Genomic DNA, 22700 nt, shown 5'->3' with positions numbered 1-22700 from the left:
TCAGTTACCCCAAAAAATCTGCACGCCCCAGACGAAGAACGTGAACATGGCAATGCCACACGCCGCCTGAAACAGGAAACGCACACCAGTCGCCCACTTACCCAGCGCCATCGGCGTCAGGTAGTCGGTGGAAATCGTCCACATACCGACCCAGGCGTGCGCACTGAGCGCCACCAGAGTCAGCAGACTGAAAATGCGCATCGCGTTATTGGAGAACAGAGCCTGCCATTCGGCATACCCCAGATCGGGGTTAACCACTACGTAGCCCAGCAGAAACACCACATAAGCCGCGAGAACGACTGCCGACACACGCTGCGCCATCCAGTCGTAAAGACCTGAACGCGAGAAGTTCGTGACGTTGGTTACCATATCCACACCCCCACCAATACGATCACGACCGCCGAAACGACGAGAACGATTTTCGAGCCCAGCTTGCCGCCTTCCAGCGTTTCACCGATGCCCATGTCCATGATCAAGTGGCGTACTCCGGCCACCAAGTGGTACAGCAGAGCGGACAGCAATCCCCAGATCACGAATTTGGCCAGCGGGCTGGTCAGGCATTCTTTCACCTCGGCGAAGCCTTCCTCCGATGTCAGCGACTTGTCGAGCCCGTACAGCAGCACGGCAATGCCGACAAAGAGAATGACACCGGAGATACGGTGAAGAATGGACGTGTAAGCGGTGACTGGGAGTTTGATAGTCCTAAGGTCGAGGTTTACAGGTCGTTGGCTATTCACGGCTTTTTTTATCACACTGAGAGCCCTAACAATCAGGGCAAAGTTGTCGGGAAGTGCACTGGTCAGGTACCCATCACCCAAGGAGTGACAACCACCAGAATGAGGGCTCAAAGCCCTTGGCAGTCGGGCGCAGAGTATAGACAGTTAGGTCGCTAATGACAACGCAACAGGTCGCTAATGACAACGCAAATACCTGCGCCTAAATGCTCATTGCGCACCCAATCCAAATCGCGTAAACAGCCCGCTTTTTAGCAAAAAACAGCCCGCAAACCCTTCTGCTGCCTGGGTTTTCCCAAATTGACTTTCGAATTTATCTCACTATAGTGGTGCGGGCCCTGCGTGGGGGGCCGTCAGATGATTTCAAGCATAACTAGGAGGCCACACATGGCTGACAAAAAAGCGCAGTTGATCATCGAGGGCGCAGCCCCCGTCGAACTGCCCATTTTAACCGGCACCGTTGGTCCTGATGTAATTGACGTGCGGGGCTTAACCGCCACGGGCCGTTTCACTTTTGATCCTGGCTTTATGTCCACCGCCTCGTGCGAGTCGAAGATCACCTATATTGATGGCGATCAGGGCATTCTGTTGCACCGTGGCTACCCGATCGAGCAGCTTGCAGAGCAATCGGATTACCTGGAAACCTGCTATCTGCTGCTCAACGGCGAGCTGCCTAACGCCGAGGAAAAGACCAAGTTCGTCAGCACTATCAAGAACCACACCATGGTTCATGAGCAACTGAAGAACTTCCTTAACGGCTTCCGCCGCGATGCCCACCCGATGGCCATCATGTGTGGCGTAGTGGGCGCGCTTTCCGCCTTCTACCACGACTCGCTGGACATCAAGAATCCGCATCACCGCGAAGTATCGGCCATGCGCCTGGTCGCCAAGATGCCGACCCTCGCCGCCATGACCTACAAGTACTCCATGGGTCAGCCGATGATGTACCCGCGTAACGACCTGAACTACGCGGAAAACTTCCTGCACATGATGTTCAACACCCCGTGCGAGATCAAACCGATCAGCCCGGTGCTGGCCAAGGCGATGGACAAGATCTTCATCCTCCACGCCGACCATGAGCAGAACGCCTCGACCTCGACCGTACGCCTGGCTGGCTCCTCGGGCGCCAACCCGTTCGCCTGCATCGCCGCCGGCATCGCCGCGCTCTGGGGTCCGGCCCACGGCGGCGCCAACGAAGCGGTACTGGCGATGCTGGATGAGATCGGCGACGTCTCGAACATCGACGTCTTTATCGCCAAGGCGAAGGACAAGGACGACCCGTTCAAGCTGATGGGCTTTGGTCACCGCGTCTATAAAAACCGCGACCCGCGCGCCACCGTAATGAAGCAGACCTGCGATGAAGTCCTGAAAGAACTGGGCATCACCGATGATCCGCAGTTGCAACTGGCCATGCGCCTGGAAGAGATCGCCCTGACCGATCCGTACTTCATCGAGCGCTCGCTGTACCCGAACGTCGACTTCTATTCGGGCATCATCCTCAAGGCAATCGGCATTCCGACCAGCATGTTCACCGTGATCTTCGCCCTGGCGCGGACCGTCGGCTGGATCTCGCACTGGAAAGAAATGCTCTCCAGCCCGTACAAGATTGGCCGCCCGCGCCAGCTGTACACCGGCTACGCGCAGCGTGACCTGAAGAAATAACCCTCAGGCCGCATCGTTGCGATAAAAAAGGCTGCCAGTGGCAGCCTTTTTTACATCCCGAGCTATTCACGCCGACTCGATACGCCCGGCCCGCAGGGACTGAGCAGCGCCAGCCGCGCACCTCCGGATAGAAGCATGCACGCCAACGGCCTCATCATTGCCAGCCCCGCGCCTTGAGGCGCGCCTTCAACTCGCCAGAGCGGTGTGCTGCTCCAGCCAGCCCAGCAGCTGTATCGCCTCCTCATTGCTCGAACCGCACACGCCCGGCTCCGGCAAAAACGCCGAACACACCGCCGGCCGCTCCGGCTTACCGAACAGGCCACAATAATTATCTGCGGACAACTGAATGCACCGCTCACCCGCTGCTTTACCGAGCGGCATGCCAGGAATAGCAGAACTGATCGAAGGAGCAATACAACAAGCACCACATCCAGCACGGCATTGCATGGCAGTACCACCTCGAGAAGATCGGAATATCGAAACAACGCGTCGATTTTACTCGCCCGGCAAGCGGCTTGGCACCCGAGCGTTTCAGCTCAAGCCAAAACCCAGCGCAGATGAAACCAAGCGCCCTGCTCCGGTTCGCGGTCGCGCAACAGAGGGCAGTCGACTGAACCCTAAGCCAGCGGGTTCAGGGCTTGTCCGGCACTTTCAGTCGGGCGATCAGGCTGGAGGTATCCCAACGCGCGCCGCCCATGGCCTGGACATCGGCATAGAACTGATCGACCAGCGCCGTAACTGGCAATTGCGCACCGTTGCGCCGCGCCTCGTCGAGCAGGATCGACAGATCCTTGCGCATCCAGTCGACGGCAAAGCCGTGCTCGAACTCGCCGGCCAACATGGTCTGGTGGCGGTTTTCCAATTGCCAGGATTGCGCGGCGCCCTTGCTGATCACCGCCATCGCCCCCTGCGCGTCAAGGCCTGCACACTGGGCGAAATGCAGCGCCTCGGACAAGCCCTGAACCAGGCCGGCGATGCAGATCTGGTTGACCATCTTGGTCAGTTGCCCGCTGCCAGCGGCGCCCATCAGCCGCACCATGCGCGCGTAAGCCTGAATCACCGGCTCGGCACGCGCATACACCTCCGCGGCGCCGCCAACCATCACCGTCAGCGCAGCATTCTGCGCCCCGGCCTGACCGCCGGACACCGGCGCATCGAGGAAACCCAGGTGCAGTTCGTCGGCCCTGGCCGCCAACTCACGGGCGACATCGGCCGAGGCGGTGGTGTGATCGACCAACACCGCACCCGGCGCCATGCCGGCAAACGCGCCGTCCTCGCCCAACACCACGCCGCGCAAGTCATTGTCATTGCCCACGCAGACCATCACCAGCTCGGCCCCCTGAGACGCCTCACGCGGGGTAGGCGCACTGCTGCCGGCAAACTCGGCCAACCACTGCGCAGCCTTGGCCGGCGTACGGTTATACACACACACCTGATGCCCGCTGCCGGCCAGGTGCCCCGCCATCGGATAACCCATTACGCCCAGCCCGATAAAGGCTACCTTCGCCATACACACCTCCAAATTCAGGGGCACTCAGCCTAACATGCAGCTTAGCGAGGCAGAAAAGCTTCGCACAGCGACGAGCAAGACACCGGAGGATTTATGCAACATTGGTTGGTAATCGATCTGGAAGCCACCACCGAAGAAGGTGGCTGGCCGCTGGAGGAAATGGAAATCATCGAGATCGGCGCCAGCCTGGTCAGCGCCGACGGGCATGAGCTGGATCACTTCCAGCGTTTCGTGCGCCCAGTGCGACGACCGCACTTGACCGACTTTTGCCGCGAGCTCACCCATATCAGCCAGGCCGATGTCGATGCCGCGGCGCCGCTGACCAGCGTCTGGCCGCAGTTCGAGCGCTGGCTGCTGGGCCATCGGCCGCACCTGGTCGGCTGGGCCAGCTGGGGCGAGTACGACCGCCGCCAATTCGAGCAAGACTGGCAGCAATGCCAGTTGCTCAGTTGCCTGAGCCAGATCCCTCACCTCAACCTCAAACGCCGCTTTGCCGAGGTGCACCAAGTGCCACGCTCGACCGGGCTCAATAGCGCCCTGCAACTGGCTGGTTTGCAATTTAGCGGTTCGCAACACCGGGCGCTGACCGACGCACGCAATACCGCCCGGCTGCTGCCCTTGGTTCTGCCGCTATAACGCCCCGCAAAGCAGATGACGCACCGCCACGGCTTGGGCATACTTGCCGGCCTTTTTCAGCACAGCTCTCAACCCCTTGCGAGGAATTGCACATGTTCAAGGTCAATGAATACTTCGACGGCAGCGTCAAATCCATCGCCTTCGGTATGGCTGAAGGCCCCGCCACCATTGGGGTGATGGCCGCCGGCGAATACCAGTTCGGTACCGATAAACTGGAAATCATGCACGTGGTCGCCGGCGCCCTGACCGTCAAACTGCCAGGCAGCGACAACTGGGAAACCTTCACCAGCGGCAGCCACTTCACCGTCCCGGCCAACAGCAAATTCCAGCTCAAGGTTGCCGTCGACACCGCCTACCTGTGTGAATACCGCTAAGGTAATCAGCGCCTGAAAAACCGGCCCTGATGGCCGGTTTTTTTGTTTATGCCCCAATATCATGGAACAACCGAATGCCACGCTCATCGCACTTCGCCCTGGTGATTCTGCCGATCATGCTGCTGCTGATTGCGATGACCTCGATCCAGAGCGGCGCCTCCCTGGCCAAAGGCCTGTTCCCGCTGATCGGCGCCACAGGCACCACCGCACTGCGCCTGGGCTTGGCCGCCTTGATCCTGTGCCTGCTGATGCGCCCCTGGCAGGCGCGTCTGAGCCTGCGTTCCTGCCGCTCGCTGGTGGCCTATGGCCTGGCCCTGGGCAGCATGAATCTGCTGTTCTATCTGTCGCTGCAGACCATCCCTCTGGGCATCGCCGTGGCCCTGGAATTCACCGGGCCGCTCGGCCTGGCCCTGCTGTCTTCGCGGCGCCTGCTGGATTTCGCCTGGGTCGCCCTGGCGGTCTTCGGCCTCTGGTTGCTGCTGCCCAGCGCGCAAGCCGATGTGCAGCTCGACCCCGCGGGCATGGCGCTGGCATTGGGCGCGGGCCTGTGCTGGGCGCTGTACATCATCTTCGGCCAGCAAGCCGGCGCCGAACACGGCCGACAAACCGTCGCCCTGGGCACCATAGTCGCCGCCTTGCTGGTGTTCCCGATCGGGGTGTGGCAAGCGGGCAGCAGCATGTTCTCGCTGGATCTGCTGCCTATCGCCCTGGGAGTCGCGGTGCTGTCGTCGGCGCTGCCTTACAGCCTGGAAATGGTCGCCCTGACCCGCCTGCCGGCGCGCACCTTCAGCATCCTGATGAGCATGGAACCGGCGATTGCCGCCCTCTCCGGCCTACTGTTCCTCAGCGAGCGGCTGAGCCTGAGCCAATGGCTGGCGATCGGCGCGATCATCCTGGCCTCGGCCGGCGCGGCTGCGACCATCAGGCCGCAAGGCAAACCGCTCTAACAGGCCGTTGAAAAACTACCTACGTTGCCGATACTGCGTTAAAAACGGCCTCAAAATGCTCATTTACAACACGTAAACTGCGCTTTTTCGGCCGTTTTTGCCTTGTCTCGGCTGCCTCGCCTACATTTTTCAACGGCCTGTTAAATCGCTGGTTCGACGACTTCATTGCTGAATTGCAACTCCGCCAGGCGCGCATACAGCGGGCTGCTGGCGAGCAACTCGGCGTGCTTGCCAAGCGCGGCCAACCTGCCCTGTTCGATCACCGCGATGCGCTCGGCGCTTTTTACCGTGGCCAGGCGATGGGCGATCACCAGGGTGGTGCGCCCCTGCATCAAACGCGGCAGCGCCTGCTGGATCAGGTGTTCGCTTTCCGCATCCAACGCGCTGGTGGCTTCATCGAGCAGCAGGATCGGCGCATCCACCAGCAGCGCGCGGGCGATGGCCAGGCGCTGGCGCTGACCGCCGGACAAACCCAGGCCGGCATCGCCCAGATGCGTCTGGTAGCCCGCGGGCAGCTGCATGATGAACTCATGGGCATGCGCGACCTTGGCCGCGGCTTCGACCTCGGCCTGGCTGGCATCGGTTCTGCCGTAGCGAATGTTGTCCGCCACCGAGCCGAAAAACAGCGCCGGATTCTGCGACACCAGGGCGAAGCAGCGGCGCAGTTCGTGGGGATCGAGGCGTGCGATCGGCTGGCCGTCGATCAGGATGCGTCCCTGCTGCGGGTCGAAAAAACGCAGCAGCAGATCGAACAGCGTGGACTTCCCGGCCCCCGACGGCCCGACCAGGGCCAGGGTTTCACCCGCCGCGACCTTGAGGTCGATGCCATCGACGGCAAAACTGCCGGGGCGCGACGGATAGGCGAAGCGCAGCCCCTGCAACTCGATACGCCCTTGCAGCGGCTGCGCCAGTTGCAGACCATCGGCGGCCGGCGGGGTAATCTCATTGCGCGCCTGCAGCAGTTCGGCGATGCGCTCGGCGGCACCGGCGGCGCGTTGCAGCTCGCCGATCACCTCGCTGAGGGTGCCGAACGAGCCACCGACGATCAGGCTATAAAAGACGAAAGCCGCCAGCTCGCCGCCGGAGATTCGTCCGGCAATCACATCCATACCGCCGACCCAGAGCATCACCCCGACCGCGCCGAGCACCAGCACTATGACCACGGTGATCAGCCAGGCGCGCTGCTTGATGCGCTTGCGTGCGGTGTCGAAGGCCGCTTCCGCCGACAGGCCGAAACGCCGTTTGTCTTCGCCCTGATGGTTGTAGGCCTGCACCGTCTTGATCTGCCCGAGCACCTCGCCAACGTAGCTGCCGACATCGGCCACCCGATCCTGGCTCAGACGCGACAGCGCGCGCACCCGGCGGCCGAAAATCAGGATGGGCGCCACCACCAGCGGCAGCGCCAGCAAGACGATGCCGCTGAGTTTGGGGTTGGTCACCACCAGCAGCACGCTGCCGCCGATCAGCATGATCAGATTGCGCAGCGCCATCGACAGCGAGGAGCCGATCACCGACTGCAACAGGGTGGTGTCGGCGGTCAGGCGCGACTGGATCTCCGAGCTGCGGTTGCTCTCATAGAAGCCCGGGTGCAGGTCGATCAGGTGGTTGAACACCCGTTTGCGGATATCGGCGACGAAACGCTCGCCGATCCACGACACCAGATAAAAACGGGTAAAGGTGCCGATGGCCAAGGCCAGCACCAGCACGAAGAACAGCCCGATCGACTGCTGCAGCGCTGCCGCTGACTGAGTCGCCAAGCCCTGATCGACCAGCAGCTTGATGCCCTGGCCCATGGACAGGGTGATGGCCGCGGTAAACATCAGCGCCAGCAAGGCGCCGACCACGCGCCAGCGATAGGGTGCAACGAAACGCCAGGCCATGTGCAGGGCATTGCGCTGGCGGGAAGACAGGATCGAAAGCATGGTTACTCGCTGCTGAGCGGGTCAGCCCTGAGGTTATAGGAGGTGCCGTATATGCCGTGCGAAAGAACCTATCACAGCTAGATGGGGCTAATCAGGCGCAGATCAAGCGGATCGAGCTGAAGGTTCAGCCCTATCAGTCCTACAGAAAACGCCGCGCATGGTCGGCGTTCGGCAGTAGGCAGCTGTCATAACGACCGAACAGCCGATAGCGATTGAGCGCGATACGGTCGTAACACCAGTCGCGCATTGGCCGTGGTATCACCCGCAACAACCTTAAAAAACGCCAGGGCCGGGGCAATTGCGCAAAGAGGCACAGCAGCGCATCCGAACGCACCAGCAATTCCCCCTCCTCGATATAGGCCATGGTCTCGAACTGCTCGGTGGGCAAGCCGAACCAGGCCAGCAGCACCTGGCCCTGAACCGACTGCACCGAGGCCAGGCGAAAGCGCTGCTGCGGGTCATGCCGAATCAGAAACTTGACCCAGCCGTTGCACAGTTTGCACACCCCGTCGAACAGCACCACGCGCTCGCCCGGCAGGATAAAAGGGGGAAGCTTTTGAACCGTCATGCTCAACTCCTGAGCCTGGATCGTTCAATGCTACTCCGCTCAGGCGCCGGCAAGCTTAAAGTTGAACAGAATCGCCACGGCCATCAGCGGCCCACGGGATACAGCAGTTCTTCTTTATAACCGGCCCACACCCGCACCACATCGGGGAAGGCATCGTCCAACTGCACGTCGCCACTATCGACCAGCAATGGCCGGCCATGCAACGTACCGAGCTTGCGCTTGGTCGCCACCACCCGCAGATGATCGAGGCCCACGGCGCGCAGCACCCGTGGGCTGATCTGCTGGTTGCCGCGGCCGATGATATGGCCCTGACCGCCGATGGCGGTCACCAGCAACCGTGCCGGATGCTCGGCGACCAACTCGAACAGCTGCGCCTCGGTGACATCGAGGGCGATCACCCGACCGTTCTCGATCACATCGACACCGAGCAAGCTGGTTGCCAACCCCAGATTCTGCGCCAGGCCGTGCAGCGTCGAGCCGGGGCCGAAGATATAGCGCACATCGGCCTCCCAGCTGTCCTGCAGCCAGTCGGCCAGGTCGCTGAGCACCAGCTCTTCGGATTCCACCCCGCCCTGCTTGACCTGCTGCATGTAGCCGCCCTCTTGCGGCACCGTCAGCTCGCCATACCAGCGCGCCGTCACCCGGCCTTCGCGCAAGGCGTGTTCATCGATATCGCGCACCTCGCCGCTGGCCAGACGCACCAGGCCGCCCTCGACCAGCCGCGCGGCCAGCTCGCCGGCGGCGCGCGGGCTGATGGCATAGACCCCGGACTGGATCTTCACCCCGGCCGGAATACCCAGCACCGGCTGGCCCTCGCGCACGGCGGCGCAGATATCCCGCGCCGTGCCGTCGCCACCGGCAAACAGGATCAGCGCCACGCCGGCTTCCTGCAGTTGCTCGACCGCCTTGCGGGTATCCGCCGCGCTGCTCAGCCGCTCATTCAACTCGCCGAGTACCCGATAACGAAAGCCCATCTCGGCCAACAGATCGGCGCCCATCGGCCCGGGAAAGGTCAGAAACTCCAGGCGCTCCTGCACCGCTCGCAGGCACTCCAGTGCCGTGCGCGTACGCCCTGCCGCCAGCGGTTGGCTGCCCAGGGCCAGAGCCTGCTCGGCCACGCCATCGCTGCCCTTGAGCCCCGCCGGGCCGCCAAGGCCGGCCAGGGGGTTGATGATCAAGCCCAGATGAAAGCGCGCCATATACACCTCGTCGAGCCCTCGATTGCATCAAGGGTCTTTTCAATCCATAAGTTTTCTTGGCACAGTGACCACAGAGTCACTGGCGAACTGTAGTTTGGCGGGGCTCCGCCGTTTGCGACGGTCAGAGCCCGTTCATCCGACTCTTTCAGACTGCACACACCACCCGATGAGGAGACAGTTCATGAGCCCGCACAAGCAGACACCCGAATCCCGTGTTGTCCCCGAGCAGCCGCAACAGCCGCTAGGTGGCGCAATTGTCGACGAACAAGGCCAGGAAATCCCGATCACCGAAGACATGATCCAGCGCGCGTGCCGGGAGCTGGAAAAAAGCGTGGCCGCACCGAGCCAGAACCAGGGCTGATCCAGGCCGCTTTACCCAGCCCGGACAGCACCTGGGCTGGAACCTGGCAACCCGAGCCAACAGCAGATTGGAGCCTGCCTAATTCTTGTCGCCGAACCAAGCTTCAATCAACGCAAGGTCGCCCCCAGCGCCTTGATCATCCGTGCCAGTTGCGGCGCATCGCCTTGCAGCTTCACGCTCAGCCCATCGATCTCGCGGCGCATCGGGTAATGCTTGCGCAGCGCGTCGAAGGCCGCACGCCGGCTCAGCGCATCGCCCAGCAGGCTGCGACGAAAATCCGCATCGTCGCGTCGCGGGTCGTAGACCGTACGGCACACAGTCGCCAACGCCCAGGCCGGATCGGCGCCGCTATCCAGGCTCAACTCGGTGAGCCAGGGCGCCGGCATCAACTCCTCCAGAGCGACCGCCGGCGGCCAGCCGAAATGCGCGCAAACCGCCGCATAGATCTGCGCCGTGCCGCGCAGCTTGCCGTCCAGGCTGTAGCCGGCGACGTGCGGGGTGGCGATGCGGCACAGGCCGGCCAGCTCGACATCCACCTGCGGTTCGCCTTCCCAGACATCCAGCACCGCCTGCAGATCGTCGCGCCGTTCGAGCAACTCGCGCAGCGCCCGGTTATCCACCACCGCGCCGCGGCTGGCATTGATCAGCCAGGCGCCGGGTTTGAGCCGGGCCAGACGCTGCGCATCGAGCAGATGCTGGGTCGGTTGCGCGCCGCCGCGTTGGAGCGGGGTGTGCAGGCTGAGCACATCGCACTCGGCGATCAGCTGCTCCAGACTGACGAAATCGCCGCCCTCGGCGAGCTGGCGCGGCGGGTCGCAGACCAGCACGCGCCAGCCCAGGCCGCGTAACACCTCGACCAGACGCCCGCCCACCTCGCCGGCACCGACCACCCCATAGCAGCGCGTGGTCAGATCGACGCCCTGTTGCTCGGCCAACAGCAGCAAGCTGCCCAGTACATAATCGACCACCCCGCGCGCGTTGCAACCCGGCGCACTGGCCCAGCCGATACCGGCCTGGGCGAAATAAGCGAGATCCAGGTGGTCGGTGCCGATGGTGCAGGTGCCGACAAAGCGCACCGCGCTGCCTTCGAGCAACGCCCGGTCGACCCGAGTGACCGAACGCACCAGCAGCAGTTCGGCATCGGCCACGGCCGCCGCCTCGATAGCGCGGCCGGGCAAGCGGCGAACCTCGCCGAATCCGGCAAAAAACTCATCGAGCAGGGGAATGTTCTCGTCCGCGACTATTTGCATGATCGGCTCCATACGTCAGGCCGCCATTCTAACCCGCCGGCGCCCTTGCCGGCAGCGCGCCGAAACAGCGGCATAAGCCGCTTTCCTGACCGAAGTGTCAGCGCGTAGACTACGCGGTTTTCCCAGAGAACCAGCGGATGACCTCTATGCCTGCCGTATCGCGCCTGCAGCGCGTGCGCACCGAGCTGCGCAGCCTGCTGGTGCTGGCCACGCCGATCATCATCGCCCAGTTGGCGCATACCGCCATGGGCTTCGTCGACACGCTCATGGCTGGCCGGGTCGGCCCCCGCGACTTGGCCGCGGTGGCACTCGGCAACTCGATCTGGGTGCCGGTTTTTTTGCTGATGACCGGCATTCTGCTGGCGACCACGTCCAAGGTGGCGCAGCGTTTCGGCGCCGGCCAGCAGGCCGCGATCGGCCCGTTGGTGCGCCAGGCCTTGTGGCTGGCGCTGGCGGTCGGCGGCGCTGCCGCGATCTTGCTGTGGAACGCCGAAATAGTCCTGCAGCTGATGAATATCGAACCGAGCCTGATCGAACCCTCCATGGGCTATCTGCGCGCGGTGGCCTGCGGCTTCCCGGCGGTGGCGCTGTACCACGTGCTGCGCTGCTTCAGCGACGGTCTCAGCCATACCCGCCCGAGCATGGTGCTGGGGGTACTCGGTTTGCTGCTGAATATTCCGGCCAACTACATCTTTATCTACGGCAAGTTCGGCCTGCCGGCCATGGGCGGGGTCGGTTGCGGCTGGGCCACCGCGCTGGTGATGATCTTCATGCTGCTGGGCATGCTCTGGTGGGTGAAGTGGGCGCCCTTCTATAAACCGAGTCAGCTGTTCAACCGTTTCGAGTGGCCACAGTGGGCGGTGATTCGACGTCTGCTGGAAATCGGCGTGCCGATCGGCATTGCGGTGTTCGCCGAAGTGAGCATCTTCTCGGTGATCGCCTTGCTGATCGGCGGCCTCGGCGCCAGCGTGGTCGCCGGCCACCAGATCGCCCTCAACTTCACCTCCATGGTGTTCATGATCCCCTACTCCCTGGGCATGGCCGCCACCGTGCGCGTCGGCCAGATGCTCGGGCGCGGCGATCCGCGTCAGGCGCGTTTCGCCGCGGGGGTGAGCATGGCCACGGCGCTGGGCTATGCCTGCCTGTCCGCCAGTTTGATGTTGCTGCTGCGCGAGCAGATCGCGCAGATCTACACCGCCGACCCGACGGTGATCGCCCTGGCGTCCGGCTTGATCGTGTATGCCGCGCTGTTCCAGTTCTCCGATGCGATCCAGGTCACCGCCGCCGGCGCCCTGCGCGGCTACCAGGACACCCGCATCACCATGCTGCTGACCCTGTTCGCCTACTGGGGCATTGGCTTGCCGGTGGGTTACGCCCTCGGCCTGTCCAGCCTGTTCGGCGAGCCGAGCGGCCCGCGCGGGCTGTGGCAAGGCTTGATCGTCGGCCTGACCTGCGCCGCCATCATGCTGGCGACTCGTCTCGCCGGCAGCGCGCGCAAACGCATCCGAGCCGCTAAGATGGCGCGATGATCGCCAGAACCCTTGCCCTGCTTAGCCTCCTCATCCTGTCGGCTTGCCAACCGGCCGATGACGGCCTGGCCTTGCAGGCGGATTACCTGCAACGCCTGAGCAATGCCGTCGAGGGCGATGCCGCCGTGGTCTTCGACAAGGCCCAGTTGACCCGTTATCGCTTGCCGCCGCGCCGTGAGCGGGTGGTGGCTATCCCCGAGATCCGCATCGGCCTGCTCGATCTGCTGCTCGACGTGCGCCGCTGCCCCGCCCTGCAGCAGCAGATCAGCCTGCGCAACAGCAGCCTGGGCAAACAGTTGGTACCCAGTAGCCGCCTGGGCTATGAAGGCGATCTGTTGCGCGCCATCGAGGCCTGTTTGCCGCGCCTGAGCAGCGAGAAAGAGCAGAAACTGCGGCGCATGCTCACCGGCGTGGCGGTGGAGAAGCGCACCCAGCTGCCCAGCGTGTTCTGGAATGCGCTGAACGCCAGCCAGGAAGTCGAACGTTACCTGCGCTTTGCCGATCAGGCGCTACCGACCGCCCCCGGCGAGGACGATGCCGCCCTCGCCGCCCTGGCGCAACTGGCCGCCATGGCCAATGCCCTGCCGCAAAGCCTGCCACCGCCAACCGCCGAACTCGACCCGCTGTTCTTCGCCCTGCATGCCAGCCCCCAGGGTGGCCAGTTGATCAGCAGCCTGGCCAGCCTGACCCACACCCTCGATGAAGGCAGTCGCCTGCTCGAGGAGCGCCAGCTACAACGGCCCGTCTGCCCGCAAGGGCAAGCGACCCCGCGCGGGCGCATTCTGCAGAACATCTTCGTCAAGTATTACGCGGGCGGCTTGCAACCCTACCTGGCCCAGGTGCACCAGCGCGGCCAACCCTGGAGCAGCAGCCTGCGCCAGCTCAGTGCGGCAGCCGAAGTACCGGCGGCCACGCGCAACTACCTGCTGAACCTGGCCGGCCCCGGGCAATCCCTGTGGGTTGATTTTCAAGCCGCCACATCCCGGCATGTCCATGCCTGGCAGGACAGCCTGCAGAGCTGTGGCCTGGCGCCGGGTCAGTCCGGGTGGGATGGCCAGGCCGCCAACGCCGACCAGTAGGCTTCGGAGAGGAACTCACGCCCCTGCAGCAGATGCGCCAGGTAGTCGGCACTGGGCAACAGGCCATCCTGACGAAACGCCGGATTGGCGATATACGCCCAGGCAGGCTGTACGCCCTGGGCAGTGGCAATCGCCAGGCGTTCGCGGCTGTAGTAAATCGGCGTGCCCTCGAACGGGTCGAGCTTGGCGATCTCATCCAGTTCGGCCAGGCGGTAGAGCACGCCCTCCACCACGCCGTCGCGCTGGTGGCGGATATTGGCGTAGGCACGACCCGGGGCACGATCCACCGCGCGCTTGTTGAAACACAAGGCGTAGCCGCTCAAGCGTCCCGGCAATACTTCGCTCACCCGCAAGCCACGGGCCTGCATGCGCGCCGGGTTCATGTTCGAGCCGTAGGCGAAGTACCAGCCCATCGTCAGTCAGCCTTTTTACGGATCCAGTACAGATAGGTACCCGCCTCTTCGCTCTGCTCGAGCAGCTCATGGCCGAGAAACACGCAGAACTTGGGAATGTCGCGGCGGGTCGAGGGGTCGGTGGCGATCACCTTGAGCAGGCCGCCGGCCGGCAGGTCGCGCACCTTGTTGTGCAGCATCATCACCGGCTCCGGGCAGTTCAGCCCGCTGGCGTCGAGGGTGTCATCGAGAATGGCGTCGGATTGCAGGGACATCGGCGGGCTCCAGAAACAGGCGGCTATTGTCGCGCAAAGCGGTTCCTCGGGCCAGCCGCGCCGCTCAAGCGCCACGCCGAGTCCGATCTATCGCCAACGCCAGCGCCAAACTAATCTGTAACGGGTAGATGCACCCACGCCGGAGGTTTCGAGCATGCCCGCACCCAGCCAACCGCGGAACTGGTGCCTGGTGCGCCTGGACGACCATGGCAACCAATTCGTCGTGCGCGCCGACCTGACCCAGGCCGCCGCCGAAGCCCTGGCGCGGCAGTTCGAGGCCCACGGGCACAAACAGAGCTATTGGGTCAGGCAGCAGCACGACAATAAGGATGGGGCTTGAGGCGCCTGCACACCGGGCGTGCTACTTGCTCAAGCGGCGCAGGTGGCAGGTCACTTCCTCGCGGTCGTGATAAAGCTGCTTGCAGGCAATCGACACCTTGATCTTGCGCTCGGCAAAGCCGTCTTCCAGGCGCTGCAGCAGGCGACGCACTTCGGCGTAGCGCTGCTTCATCGGCAACTTGAGGTTGACCACCGCCTCGCGGCACAGGCCTTCGCCGATCCAGGTTGCCAGCAGCGCGGCGTTGCGCGCGGGCTTCTCGACGATGTCGCAGACCATCCAGTCCACCGGCTGGCGGGGCTTGTAGGTGAAGCCATCGACCATCAGGTGTTGCACCAGGCCGGTGTCCATCAGGCTTTCGGCCATGGGGCCGTTGTCGATGGCAGTCACCAGCATGCCGCGCTTGACCAACTGGTAGGTCCAGCCACCCGGTGCGGCGCCGAGGTCGACCCCGGTCATCTCGTCCGACAGGCGCTCATCCCACTCTTCGCGGGGAATAAAGGTGTGCCAGGCCTCTTCCAGCTTGAGGGTCGAGCGACTCGGCGCTTCGCGGGGGAACTTCAGCCGCGGAATACCCATGGGCCAGATGGCCGAATTGTTGGTTTCGGCCAGCCCCACGAATACTTCGCGGCCGCTCTTGAAGGTCAACAGCAGACGCGGCTTATGCGGGTCTTCCACCAGCTTGCCGGCCTTGCTCAGAGCATTGCGCAACGGCGCCTCGAACTTCTTGCAGAAATTCGACAGTTCCTTGCCGTCGTTGCTGTCGAGCACCTCCAACCACAGGCTGCCGAAGGTCGGCAATTGCGCCAGATGGGCCAGCAGTACGCTGATGCGATCCAGTTCCGGCAGGTCGATAAATACGCCCCGTGCCCACTGCCGCGGGAAAATCAGCTGACTGAAACGCACGCCGCGCATCAGGCGCTCGGCGCCGTCCACCTCGGTACAGATAAATTCGGCGCAGGCGGTGCTCGGCTTGGCCTTGGCGTAACCGGCCACGTCCAGGCGCGCGGCATGCTCGGCGATCTCCGCACACACCTCGTTCTCGAAACCGGGGCGGCAGTGCAGTAACAAAGTATTCATCGGGACTCTCCTCAAGGCGCGCATCATAGCCGAGTCAACAGCTCCCAGCGCCTATGGTCTGTCCAGCTAGCAGACCTGTGGCATGGCAAGACCGGCCAGGCGCAGCTAGTTTGAAGTGACTATTGCAGTCAATCCGACCCCCGCCCTGCGGGCCACAAGGAGATACGCAATGCCTTCCCTAGATAGCCTGAACAGCCGCCGCAGCCTCGCCGTCGGCGAGCAAACCTACCAGTATTTCAGCCTGCCGGACGCGGCCAAGACCCTCGGCAATATCGACAGGTTGCCGATGTCGCTGAAAGTGCTGCTGGAAAACCTGTTGCGCTGGGAAGACGGCAAGACCGTCAGCGGCAGCGATCTGCAGGCCATGGCCGACTGGCTGCAGACGCGCAGCTCGGAACGCGAGATCCAGTACCGCCCGGCGCGCGTGCTGATGCAGGACTTTACCGGCGTACCGGCGGTGGTCGACCTGGCCGCCATGCGCGAGGCCATGGCCAAGGCCGGTGGCGACCCGCAGAAGATCAATCCGCTGTCGCCGGTCGACCTGGTGATCGACCACTCGGTGATGGTCGACAAGTTCGCCAGTCACGCCGCCTTCGCCCAGAACGTCGCCATGGAGATGCAGCGCAACGGCGAGCGCTATGCCTTTCTGCGCTGGGGCCAGCATGCCTTCGCCAACTTCAGCGTGGTGCCGCCGGGCACCGGCATCTGCCACCAGGTCAACCTGGAATACCTCGGCCGCACCGTCTGGACCAAGGAGGAAGACGGCCAGACCCTGGCCTTCCCCGACACCCTGGTCGGCACCGACTCGCACACCACCATGATCAACGGCCTCGGCATCCTCGGCTGGGGCGTCGGCGGCATCGAAGCGGAAGCGGCGATGCTCGGCCAACCGGTGTCGATGCTGATTCCCGAGGTGATCGGCTTCAAGCTGAGCGGCAAACTCAAGGAAGGCATCACCGCCACCGACCTGGTGCTGACCGTGACCCAAATGCTGCGCAGCAAGGGCGTGGTCGGCAAATTCGTCGAGTTCTATGGCGACGGCCTGGCCGAGCTGCCGCTGGCGGATCGCGCCACCATCGCCAACATGGCCCCGGAATACGGCGCCACCTGCGGCTTCTTCCCGGTCGATGCGATCACCCTGGGCTACCTGCGCCTGTCCGGGCGCCCGGAGCCGAGCGTCCAACTGGTCGAGGCCTATTGCAAAGCCCAGGGTCTGTGGCGCGAGCAAGGTCAGGAACCGCTGTTCAGCGACAGCCTGGCGCTGGACATGGGCAGCGTCGAGGCCTGCCTGGCCGGGCCGAAACGGCCCCAGGATAGGGTCGCCCTGCCCCAGGTCAAACAAGCCTTCGACGACTTTACCGGGCTGCAGGTAAAACCCGCCACCGACGAGGACGCGCGCCTGCTCGACGAAGGTGGCGGCGGCGCCGCGGTCGGTAGTGCGGCGCTGGTCGGCGCGGCCGACTACCAGCACGAAGGCCAGACCCATCGCCTGCAGAACGGCGCCGTAGTGATCGCCGCCATCACCTCCTGCACCAACACCTCCAACCCCAGCGTGATGATGGCCGCCGGCCTGCTGGCGAAGAAGGCGGTGGACAAAGGCCTGCAGCGCAAGCCCTGGGTCAAGAGTTCGCTGGCTCCCGGCTCCAAGGTGGTGACCGACTACCTGGCCGCCGCCGGGTTGAGCGAATACCTGGATCAACTGGGCTTCGATCTGGTCGGCTACGGTTGCACCACCTGCATCGGCAACTCGGGGCCGTTGCTCGAACCGATCGAGCAGGCCATCCAGCAACACGACCTGACCGTGGCCTCGGTGCTCTCCGGCAACCGCAACTTCGAGGGCCGCGTGCATCCGCTGGTGAAAACCAACTGGCTGGCCTCGCCGCCGCTGGTGGTGGCCTACGCCCTGGCCGGCAGCGTGCGGCTGGATATCAGCAAAGCAGTGCTGGGCCAAGGCAAGGACGGCCAGCCGGTCTATCTCAAGGATATCTGGCCGAGCCAACAGGAAATCGCCGAGGCGATCATGCAGGTCGATACCGCGATGTTCCACAAGGAATACGCCGAAGTATTCGCCGGCGACGCCCAGTGGCAGGCGATCCAGGTACCGGACACCGCCACCTATACCTGGCAGGCCGATTCGACCTATATCCAGCATCCGCCGTTCTTCGAGAACATCGCCGACGCGCCACCACACATCGGCGACATCCATCAGGCACGCATTCTCGCCCTGCTCGGCGACTCGGTGACCACCGACCACATCTCCCCGGCCGGCAATATCAAGGCCGACAGCCCCGCCGGGCGCTACCTGCGCGAACAGGGCGTCGAACCGATCGATTTCAACTCCTACGGCTCGCGGCGCGGCAACCATGAAGTGATGATGCGCGGCACCTTCGCCAATATCCGCATCCGCAACGAGATGCTCGACGGCGAAGAAGGCGGCAACACCCTGCACGTGCCGAGTGGCGAGAAGCTGGCGATCTACGACGCGGCCATGCGCTACCAGGAAGCCGGCACCCCGCTGGTGGTGATCGCCGGCAAGGAATACGGCACCGGATCAAGCCGCGACTGGGCGGCCAAGGGCACCAACCTGCTCGGGGTCAAGGCGGTGATCGCCGAAAGCTTCGAACGCATCCACCGCTCCAACCTGGTCGGCATGGGTGTACTGCCCCTGCAGTTCGTGCCCGGCCAGGGTCGCAAGAGCCTGCACCTGACCGGCCAGGAGAAGCTCAGCATCTACGGCCTGGATGGCGTCGAGCTGCACCCCCTGATGAAGCTGATGGTGGAAGTTGCGCGCGAAAACGGCGACCACGAAAGCATCGAAGTGCTGTGCCGCATCGACACCCTCAACGAGGTGGAGTATTTCAAGGCCGGCGGCATTCTCCACTACGTGCTGCGCCAGTTGATCGCTGGCTGAGGCCCGATCCAGGCGGGCAAGGACGAGAACCTTACCCGCTTTTTTGTCGCGGGCAACAATGGACAGTCGTCGCCACGCCCAGCGCACTGCCCGGCGACTATTGCGCTCAACTTCAGGCCGCTCAGGCCGATGACTTCGTATACCCCTTAGGGACGAGCCCCCATGCGCAACAATCAACCCGTCACCCAGCGTGAACGCAACCTTGCGGCCCAGCACCGGCTGATCTCCACCACCGATATCAAGGGGCAGATCACCTACTGCAACGATGCCTTCATCGAGATCAGCGGCTTCAGCGGCGACGAGCTGCTGGCGGCGCCGCACAACCTGGTGCGTCACCCGGACGTGCCAGCGGCGCTATTCGAGCATATGTGGGCGACCCTCAAGCAGGGGCGGCCGTGGATGGGCATCGTCAAGAACCGCTGCAAGAACGGCGATCACTACTGGGTCAATGCCTATGTCAGACCGGTGCTGGAAAACGACCAGCTGGTCGGTTACGAATCGGTGCGGGTCAAGCCAACCACCGAGCAAGTACGCCGCGCCCAGGCGTTGTACCAGCGGATAAACGCCGGCAAGTCAGCAATCCCCAAGCGCGACAGCTGGCTACCGCTGCTGCAAGCCTGGCTGCCGTTCATCCTGACCAGCCAACTCGGCTTCCTGATCGGCGCCTGGCTCGACTCCAGCTGGGGCTTTGCCGCCACCGCACTGCTGTCGCTCCCCTTGGGCCTGGCCGGTTTGAGCTGGCAGCAGCGTGGGCGCAAGCGCTTGCTGGCGCTCGCCGAGCAAACCACCTCCGATCCGCTGATCGCCCAGATGTACACCGACAGCCGTGGCGACCAGGGCCGCCTGGAAATGGCCATGCTCGCCCAGGAGACGCGGCTGAAGGCCTGCCTGGCCCGCTTGCAGGACAGCGCCGAAAACCTGGCCAAACAGGCCAAGCAGGCCGGCACCCTGGCGCACAGCAGCTCGGCTGGCCTGGGCCGCCAACGCCAGGAAACCGAACAGGTCGCCACCGCGGTCAACCAGATGGCCGCCACCACCCTGGAAGTCGCCAGCAACGTCGCCCGCACCGCCATCGCCACCCAGGAAGCCAATCGCCTGGCCAGCGAAGGCCGTGCCATCACCGCGCAAACCCGCACAACCATTCAGCGCCTCTCGCAGTCGGTCGGCGACACCGGCGAGACCGTCACCCGCCTGGCCCAAGACAGCAACGAAATCGGCGGCGTGGTCGACGTAATCAAAGGCATCGCCGACCAAACCAACCTGCTCGCCCTCAACGCCGCCATCGAAGCCGCACGGGCCGGCGAAATGGGCCGTGGCTTCGCCGTGGTCGCCGACGAGGTGCGCTCGCTGGCGCAACGCACCACCGAATCCACCGAGCAAATTCATCAACTGATCGCCAAACTGCAGCGCACCGCCGAAGAGGCGGTGATGACCATGGAAATCGGTCGCAAGCAGGCCGCTGAAGGCGTCGCGCATGTGCAACATGCCGACCTGGCCCTGTCCGGGATCAGCGACGCGGTGGCCAATATTGCCGCCATGGCCGATCAGATCGCCGCCGCCGCCGAGGAACAAAGCTCGGTCGCCGACGAAATCAACCGCAACATCACCAACATCGCCCAACTCTCCGACCAGACCGCCAGCGAAGCGCAAAACTCCGCAGCGCTCAGCGCGGCACTCACCGCCACTGCGCAGGGACAATGCACCCTGGTCGATCGCTTCAACCGCTAACAGACCGTTGCAAAATGTAGGCGAGGCAGCCAAAACAAGGCAGAAATGGCCGAAACGCAGCGTGGCGGGATAACAGCCGCAGGGCGAGCGAACCCAACAGACCACACCGCCGCCGGCTGCCGCCCACAACATGACAGACATGCTGGCCATGTGAACGAAAGCACGAGGGTTGATGCCGGCACGGGACTGGAAGTCCATATCGGTCAGCTACCGGGTCGGCTCTGAGAGCCTCTCGCAGTTCAGCCGCCTGCTTGGCGCACCGCCACGCCGAGATTTGGCCAGGTTGAGGAATACGGCCTGATCCCGCGTATCGAAGTGCGGCGAACTAGAGCAAAATATCAGTTCAAGACGCGAAAACCATCGAACTTCGTCGAAATATATTGCTGCAACCAGTGCAATCCTACTGGATTAATTTCCGCTCAAAACCACTCGATACCGAAAAAATCATTGCGTTCAGTACCCTGCTGAGGTATTTCTAGTACTGCAATCCGCATCGATTTATAAGAGATACATCATGGCTAACCGCGAAACTGGCACCGTCAAATGGTTTAACGATGAAAAGGGCTTCGGCTTCATTACCCCGACTAACGGCGGCGATGATCTGTTCGTCCACTTCAAAGCTATCCAAAGCGACGGTTTCAAAAGCCTGAAAGAAGGCCAAACCGTTACCTACGTGGCCGCCCGTGGCCAGAAAGGTATGCAAGCTGAAGAGGTACAGGTGGCCTAAGCCTCCTGCCCTGTTCAAGACAAGCCCCGCACAAGCGGGGCTTGTTTTTTGTGCGTGCTAAACAACAGAACTCTAACCTCGATAGCTGCCACGCACCTGTGCGGCCGGAGCGCTCAAGGACGATCCGAGGCGAAACGCCGCGCTCGGCGACCCGTAAGGGTTTCGCGCCCTCGAAGAGCCCCCCTACAAACCCATCTGCTTGCTGATGATCTCGTTCATGATCTCCCGCGAGCCGCCGCCAATCGACAGAATCCGATTATCGCGGTACAGGCGCTCCACCAGACTTTCTCTCATATACCCCATCCCACCCATGATCTGCACGGCATCGTAGGTCAACCGGTCGGCAATGTCGGTGGCGAAGTTCTTCGCCATGGATATCTCCTTTACCACGCTCTTGCCAGCCGCCATCTTCGCCGCCTGACGGTAAGTGAACTCGCGGGAGACCTCCAGCTGGGTTGCCATCTCTGCCAAGCGGTGCTTAAGCACCTGAAACTTGCCAATTGGCTTGCCGAACGCCTCACGCTGCCCCGCCCACTCCATCGCCTCCTCAAAAGCCAGTTGCGCCGTCATATTGGCCATGATCGCCAGGGACAGTCGCTCGCTCTGGAAATTAGCCATGATGCAGGCAAAGCCCATGTTCTCAGCACCGATCAGGTTCGATACCGGCACCCGGCAGTCATCGAAGAACAGTTCGGCGGTGTCCGACGCCCACCACCCCATCTTCTTCAACTTGCGTCCAACCGTGAAACCGGGCGTACCCTTCTCTATCAGCAACAGACTGACGCCGCCGAAACCGTCGCCGCCAGTCCGCACCGCCACCGTATAGTAGTCAGCACGAACGCCACTGGTGATAAAGGTCTTGCTGCCGGTCACCCGGTAAACATCACCATCACGTCGCGCGCGGGTCTTCAGATTGGCCACGTCAGAGCCGCCTGAGGGCTCGGTGACCGCCAAAGCCATGATCTTCTCTCCCGCAAGCACTTGCGGCACTACGCGTTCGCGTAGCGCTGGCGCGGCCCACTTAACCACCGGCGGCAGACCAATATCCAGCGAACCCAGGCCAGCGACCAGGCCACCGGAACCAGAGCGCATCAACTCCTCACTGGCGGCGACCTTGGCGAAGACATCACCCTCATGGCTGCCGCCAAACCGCTCCGGGTAACCGATGCCAAGGATCCCAGCGGCGCCGGCCTTCAGGTACAGCTCACGAGGAAATTCTTCAGCCTCTTCCCACTCATCGATATGCGGAAGGATTTCCCGTTCGACAAAACGCCGCACAGAGTCGCGCACCAGCTGCTGGGACGCATCGAAATAATCCTGACAAACAGACATGGGGCCGCTCCCGCAGAGGTTTACGCGACCATACCGAGCGCTTGCTTGGTTTACAAGGTGAGGATTGCGCCACGCATGGCGGCAATAAAGCCGTGCTCGGCATTATGCTGCGGCATATACAAGCCAGCGGGCTGCGAGCCGACGGGC

The 22700-nt window shown here is 63.2% G+C and carries 23 protein-coding genes and 2 pseudogenes; 13 read left to right on the top strand and 12 right to left on the bottom strand.

The annotated features are described in order from the left end of the window. Both sdhD and sdhC read right to left on the bottom strand, forming a co-directional pair. On the bottom strand, positions 1 to 369 hold the full coding sequence (gene sdhD, locus P8H27_RS13280) for a succinate dehydrogenase, hydrophobic membrane anchor protein (protein ID WP_289638140.1): 369 nt from the start codon (positions 367 to 369) through the stop codon (positions 1 to 3). Next, entirely contained in the window at positions 363 to 749 is a 387-nt protein-coding gene (gene sdhC, locus P8H27_RS13275) for a succinate dehydrogenase, cytochrome b556 subunit (protein WP_289638139.1), read from the bottom strand. Before sdhC ends, sdhD begins: the two co-directional genes overlap by 7 nt. Positions 750 to 1121: 372 nt before the next feature. Between sdhC and gltA the strand changes: the two genes are divergently transcribed. Next, positions 1122 to 2396: a citrate synthase gene (gene gltA, locus P8H27_RS13270; RefSeq protein WP_289638048.1), complete on the top strand. Its 1275-nt coding sequence runs from the start codon at positions 1122 to 1124 to the stop codon at positions 2394 to 2396. Between the two features lie 186 nt (positions 2397 to 2582). Here gltA and P8H27_RS13265 read toward each other — a convergent pair whose 3' ends face one another. Both P8H27_RS13265 and P8H27_RS13260 read right to left on the bottom strand, forming a co-directional pair. Further along, complete coding sequence (locus tag P8H27_RS13265; RefSeq protein ID WP_289638047.1) at positions 2583 to 2843, bottom strand: YkgJ family cysteine cluster protein; 261 nt, start codon at positions 2841 to 2843, stop codon at positions 2583 to 2585. Between the two features lie 184 nt (positions 2844 to 3027). After that, a complete protein-coding gene (locus P8H27_RS13260) occupies positions 3028 to 3906 on the bottom strand; it encodes an NAD(P)-dependent oxidoreductase (RefSeq protein WP_289638046.1) in 879 nt (292 codons plus the stop codon). A 93-nt stretch (positions 3907 to 3999) separates the two neighbouring features. Here P8H27_RS13260 and P8H27_RS13255 point away from each other — a divergent pair, with 93 nt between their 5' ends. The 3 genes from P8H27_RS13255 to rhtA all read left to right on the top strand — a co-directional run bounded on the left by P8H27_RS13255 (position 4000) and on the right by rhtA (position 5863). After that, positions 4000 to 4542 (top strand): exonuclease domain-containing protein, encoded by a 543-nt coding sequence (locus P8H27_RS13255; protein ID WP_289638045.1) that lies wholly within the window; start codon positions 4000 to 4002, stop codon positions 4540 to 4542. Positions 4543 to 4634: 92 nt separating this feature from the next. Further along, on the top strand, positions 4635 to 4916 hold the full coding sequence (locus P8H27_RS13250; RefSeq protein ID WP_289638044.1) for a pyrimidine/purine nucleoside phosphorylase: 282 nt from the start codon (positions 4635 to 4637) through the stop codon (positions 4914 to 4916). Between the two features lie 74 nt (positions 4917 to 4990). Continuing rightward, a complete protein-coding gene (rhtA, locus tag P8H27_RS13245) occupies positions 4991 to 5863 on the top strand; it encodes a threonine/homoserine exporter RhtA (protein WP_289638043.1) in 873 nt (290 codons plus the stop codon). A 140-nt stretch (positions 5864 to 6003) separates the two neighbouring features. Here the strand turns inward: rhtA and P8H27_RS13240 are convergent, their stop codons facing one another. From P8H27_RS13240 to P8H27_RS13230, 3 genes are all read right to left on the bottom strand, one after another. Beyond that, entirely contained in the window at positions 6004 to 7785 is a 1782-nt protein-coding gene (locus P8H27_RS13240) for an ABC transporter transmembrane domain-containing protein (protein WP_289638042.1), read from the bottom strand. A gap of 139 nt (positions 7786 to 7924) precedes the next feature. Further along, complete coding sequence (locus P8H27_RS13235; RefSeq protein ID WP_289638041.1) at positions 7925 to 8353, bottom strand: thiol-disulfide oxidoreductase DCC family protein; 429 nt, start codon at positions 8351 to 8353, stop codon at positions 7925 to 7927. Positions 8354 to 8436: 83 nt separating this feature from the next. Next, a complete protein-coding gene (locus P8H27_RS13230; RefSeq protein ID WP_289638040.1) occupies positions 8437 to 9552 on the bottom strand; it encodes an ATP-NAD kinase family protein in 1116 nt (371 codons plus the stop codon). 181 nt (positions 9553 to 9733) lie between these two features. Between P8H27_RS13230 and P8H27_RS13225 the strand changes: the two genes are divergently transcribed. Then, complete coding sequence (locus tag P8H27_RS13225; RefSeq protein ID WP_289638039.1) at positions 9734 to 9913, top strand: PA1571 family protein; 180 nt, start codon at positions 9734 to 9736, stop codon at positions 9911 to 9913. 107 nt (positions 9914 to 10020) lie between these two features. Here P8H27_RS13225 and pdxB read toward each other — a convergent pair whose 3' ends face one another. Further along, positions 10021 to 11163, bottom strand: coding sequence for a 4-phosphoerythronate dehydrogenase PdxB (gene pdxB, locus P8H27_RS13220; protein WP_289638038.1), 1143 nt, complete (start codon positions 11161 to 11163; stop codon positions 10021 to 10023). Positions 11164 to 11309: 146 nt separating this feature from the next. Here pdxB and P8H27_RS13215 point away from each other — a divergent pair, with 146 nt between their 5' ends. Both P8H27_RS13215 and P8H27_RS13210 read left to right on the top strand, forming a co-directional pair. Then, positions 11310 to 12692, top strand: coding sequence for an MATE family efflux transporter (locus P8H27_RS13215; protein ID WP_289638037.1), 1383 nt, complete (start codon positions 11310 to 11312; stop codon positions 12690 to 12692). After that, positions 12689 to 13771, top strand: a complete 1083-nt coding sequence (locus tag P8H27_RS13210; RefSeq protein ID WP_289638036.1) for a DUF3080 family protein — start codon at positions 12689 to 12691, stop codon at positions 13769 to 13771. The genes P8H27_RS13215 and P8H27_RS13210 overlap by 4 nt, the downstream gene beginning before the upstream one ends. On the opposite strand, the gene P8H27_RS13205 is transcribed toward P8H27_RS13210, so the two are convergent. Together P8H27_RS13205 and tusA are read right to left on the bottom strand one after the other, a co-directional pair. Further along, positions 13729 to 14184: a gamma-glutamylcyclotransferase family protein gene (locus P8H27_RS13205; RefSeq protein ID WP_289638035.1), complete on the bottom strand. Its 456-nt coding sequence runs from the start codon at positions 14182 to 14184 to the stop codon at positions 13729 to 13731. The genes P8H27_RS13210 and P8H27_RS13205 overlap by 43 nt on opposite strands. A 2-nt stretch (positions 14185 to 14186) precedes the next feature. Further along, positions 14187 to 14438, bottom strand: a complete 252-nt coding sequence (gene tusA, locus P8H27_RS13200) for a sulfurtransferase TusA (protein ID WP_289638034.1) — start codon at positions 14436 to 14438, stop codon at positions 14187 to 14189. Between the two features lie 154 nt (positions 14439 to 14592). On the opposite strand from tusA, the gene P8H27_RS13195 reads away from it, so the two are divergent. After that, on the top strand, positions 14593 to 14778 hold the full coding sequence (locus P8H27_RS13195) for a hypothetical protein (RefSeq protein WP_289638033.1): 186 nt from the start codon (positions 14593 to 14595) through the stop codon (positions 14776 to 14778). 21 nt (positions 14779 to 14799) lie between these two features. Here P8H27_RS13195 and rlmM read toward each other — a convergent pair whose 3' ends face one another. Beyond that, entirely contained in the window at positions 14800 to 15855 is a 1056-nt protein-coding gene (gene rlmM / locus P8H27_RS13190; protein ID WP_289638032.1) for a 23S rRNA (cytidine(2498)-2'-O)-methyltransferase RlmM, read from the bottom strand. A 169-nt stretch (positions 15856 to 16024) separates the two neighbouring features. On the opposite strand from rlmM, the gene acnA reads away from it, so the two are divergent. From acnA to P8H27_RS13170, 5 genes and pseudogenes are all read left to right on the top strand, one after another. Continuing rightward, positions 16025 to 18766 carry an aconitate hydratase AcnA gene (gene acnA / locus P8H27_RS13185; protein WP_289638031.1) on the top strand — a complete coding sequence of 914 codons (2742 nt, stop codon included), beginning with the start codon at positions 16025 to 16027 and terminating at the stop codon, positions 18764 to 18766. A gap of 162 nt (positions 18767 to 18928) precedes the next feature. After that, positions 18929 to 19252 (top strand): annotated as a pseudogene (locus tag P8H27_RS20700) (PAS domain-containing protein); the annotation flags it as partial. 324 nt (positions 19253 to 19576) lie between these two features. Next, positions 19577 to 20494, top strand: a complete 918-nt coding sequence (locus P8H27_RS20695) for a methyl-accepting chemotaxis protein (protein WP_374761353.1) — start codon at positions 19577 to 19579, stop codon at positions 20492 to 20494. Between the two features lie 157 nt (positions 20495 to 20651). Beyond that, positions 20652 to 20795, top strand: a pseudogene (locus P8H27_RS20690) (AraC family transcriptional regulator CmrA); the annotation flags it as partial. Positions 20796 to 21008: 213 nt separating this feature from the next. Then, a complete protein-coding gene (locus tag P8H27_RS13170; protein WP_069516724.1) occupies positions 21009 to 21221 on the top strand; it encodes a cold-shock protein in 213 nt (70 codons plus the stop codon). A 183-nt stretch (positions 21222 to 21404) separates the two neighbouring features. Here P8H27_RS13170 and P8H27_RS13165 read toward each other — a convergent pair whose 3' ends face one another. After that, entirely contained in the window at positions 21405 to 22553 is a 1149-nt protein-coding gene (locus P8H27_RS13165) for an acyl-CoA dehydrogenase family protein (protein WP_289638029.1), read from the bottom strand. Positions 22554 to 22700: the final 147 nt, after the last annotated feature.

Origin of the sequence: Pseudomonas sp. sp1636 (assembly GCF_030376615.1) — a bacterium.
Lineage (GTDB): Bacteria > Pseudomonadota > Gammaproteobacteria > Pseudomonadales > Pseudomonadaceae > Aquipseudomonas.
This window is presented reverse-complemented; position numbering and strand designations above follow the sequence as displayed.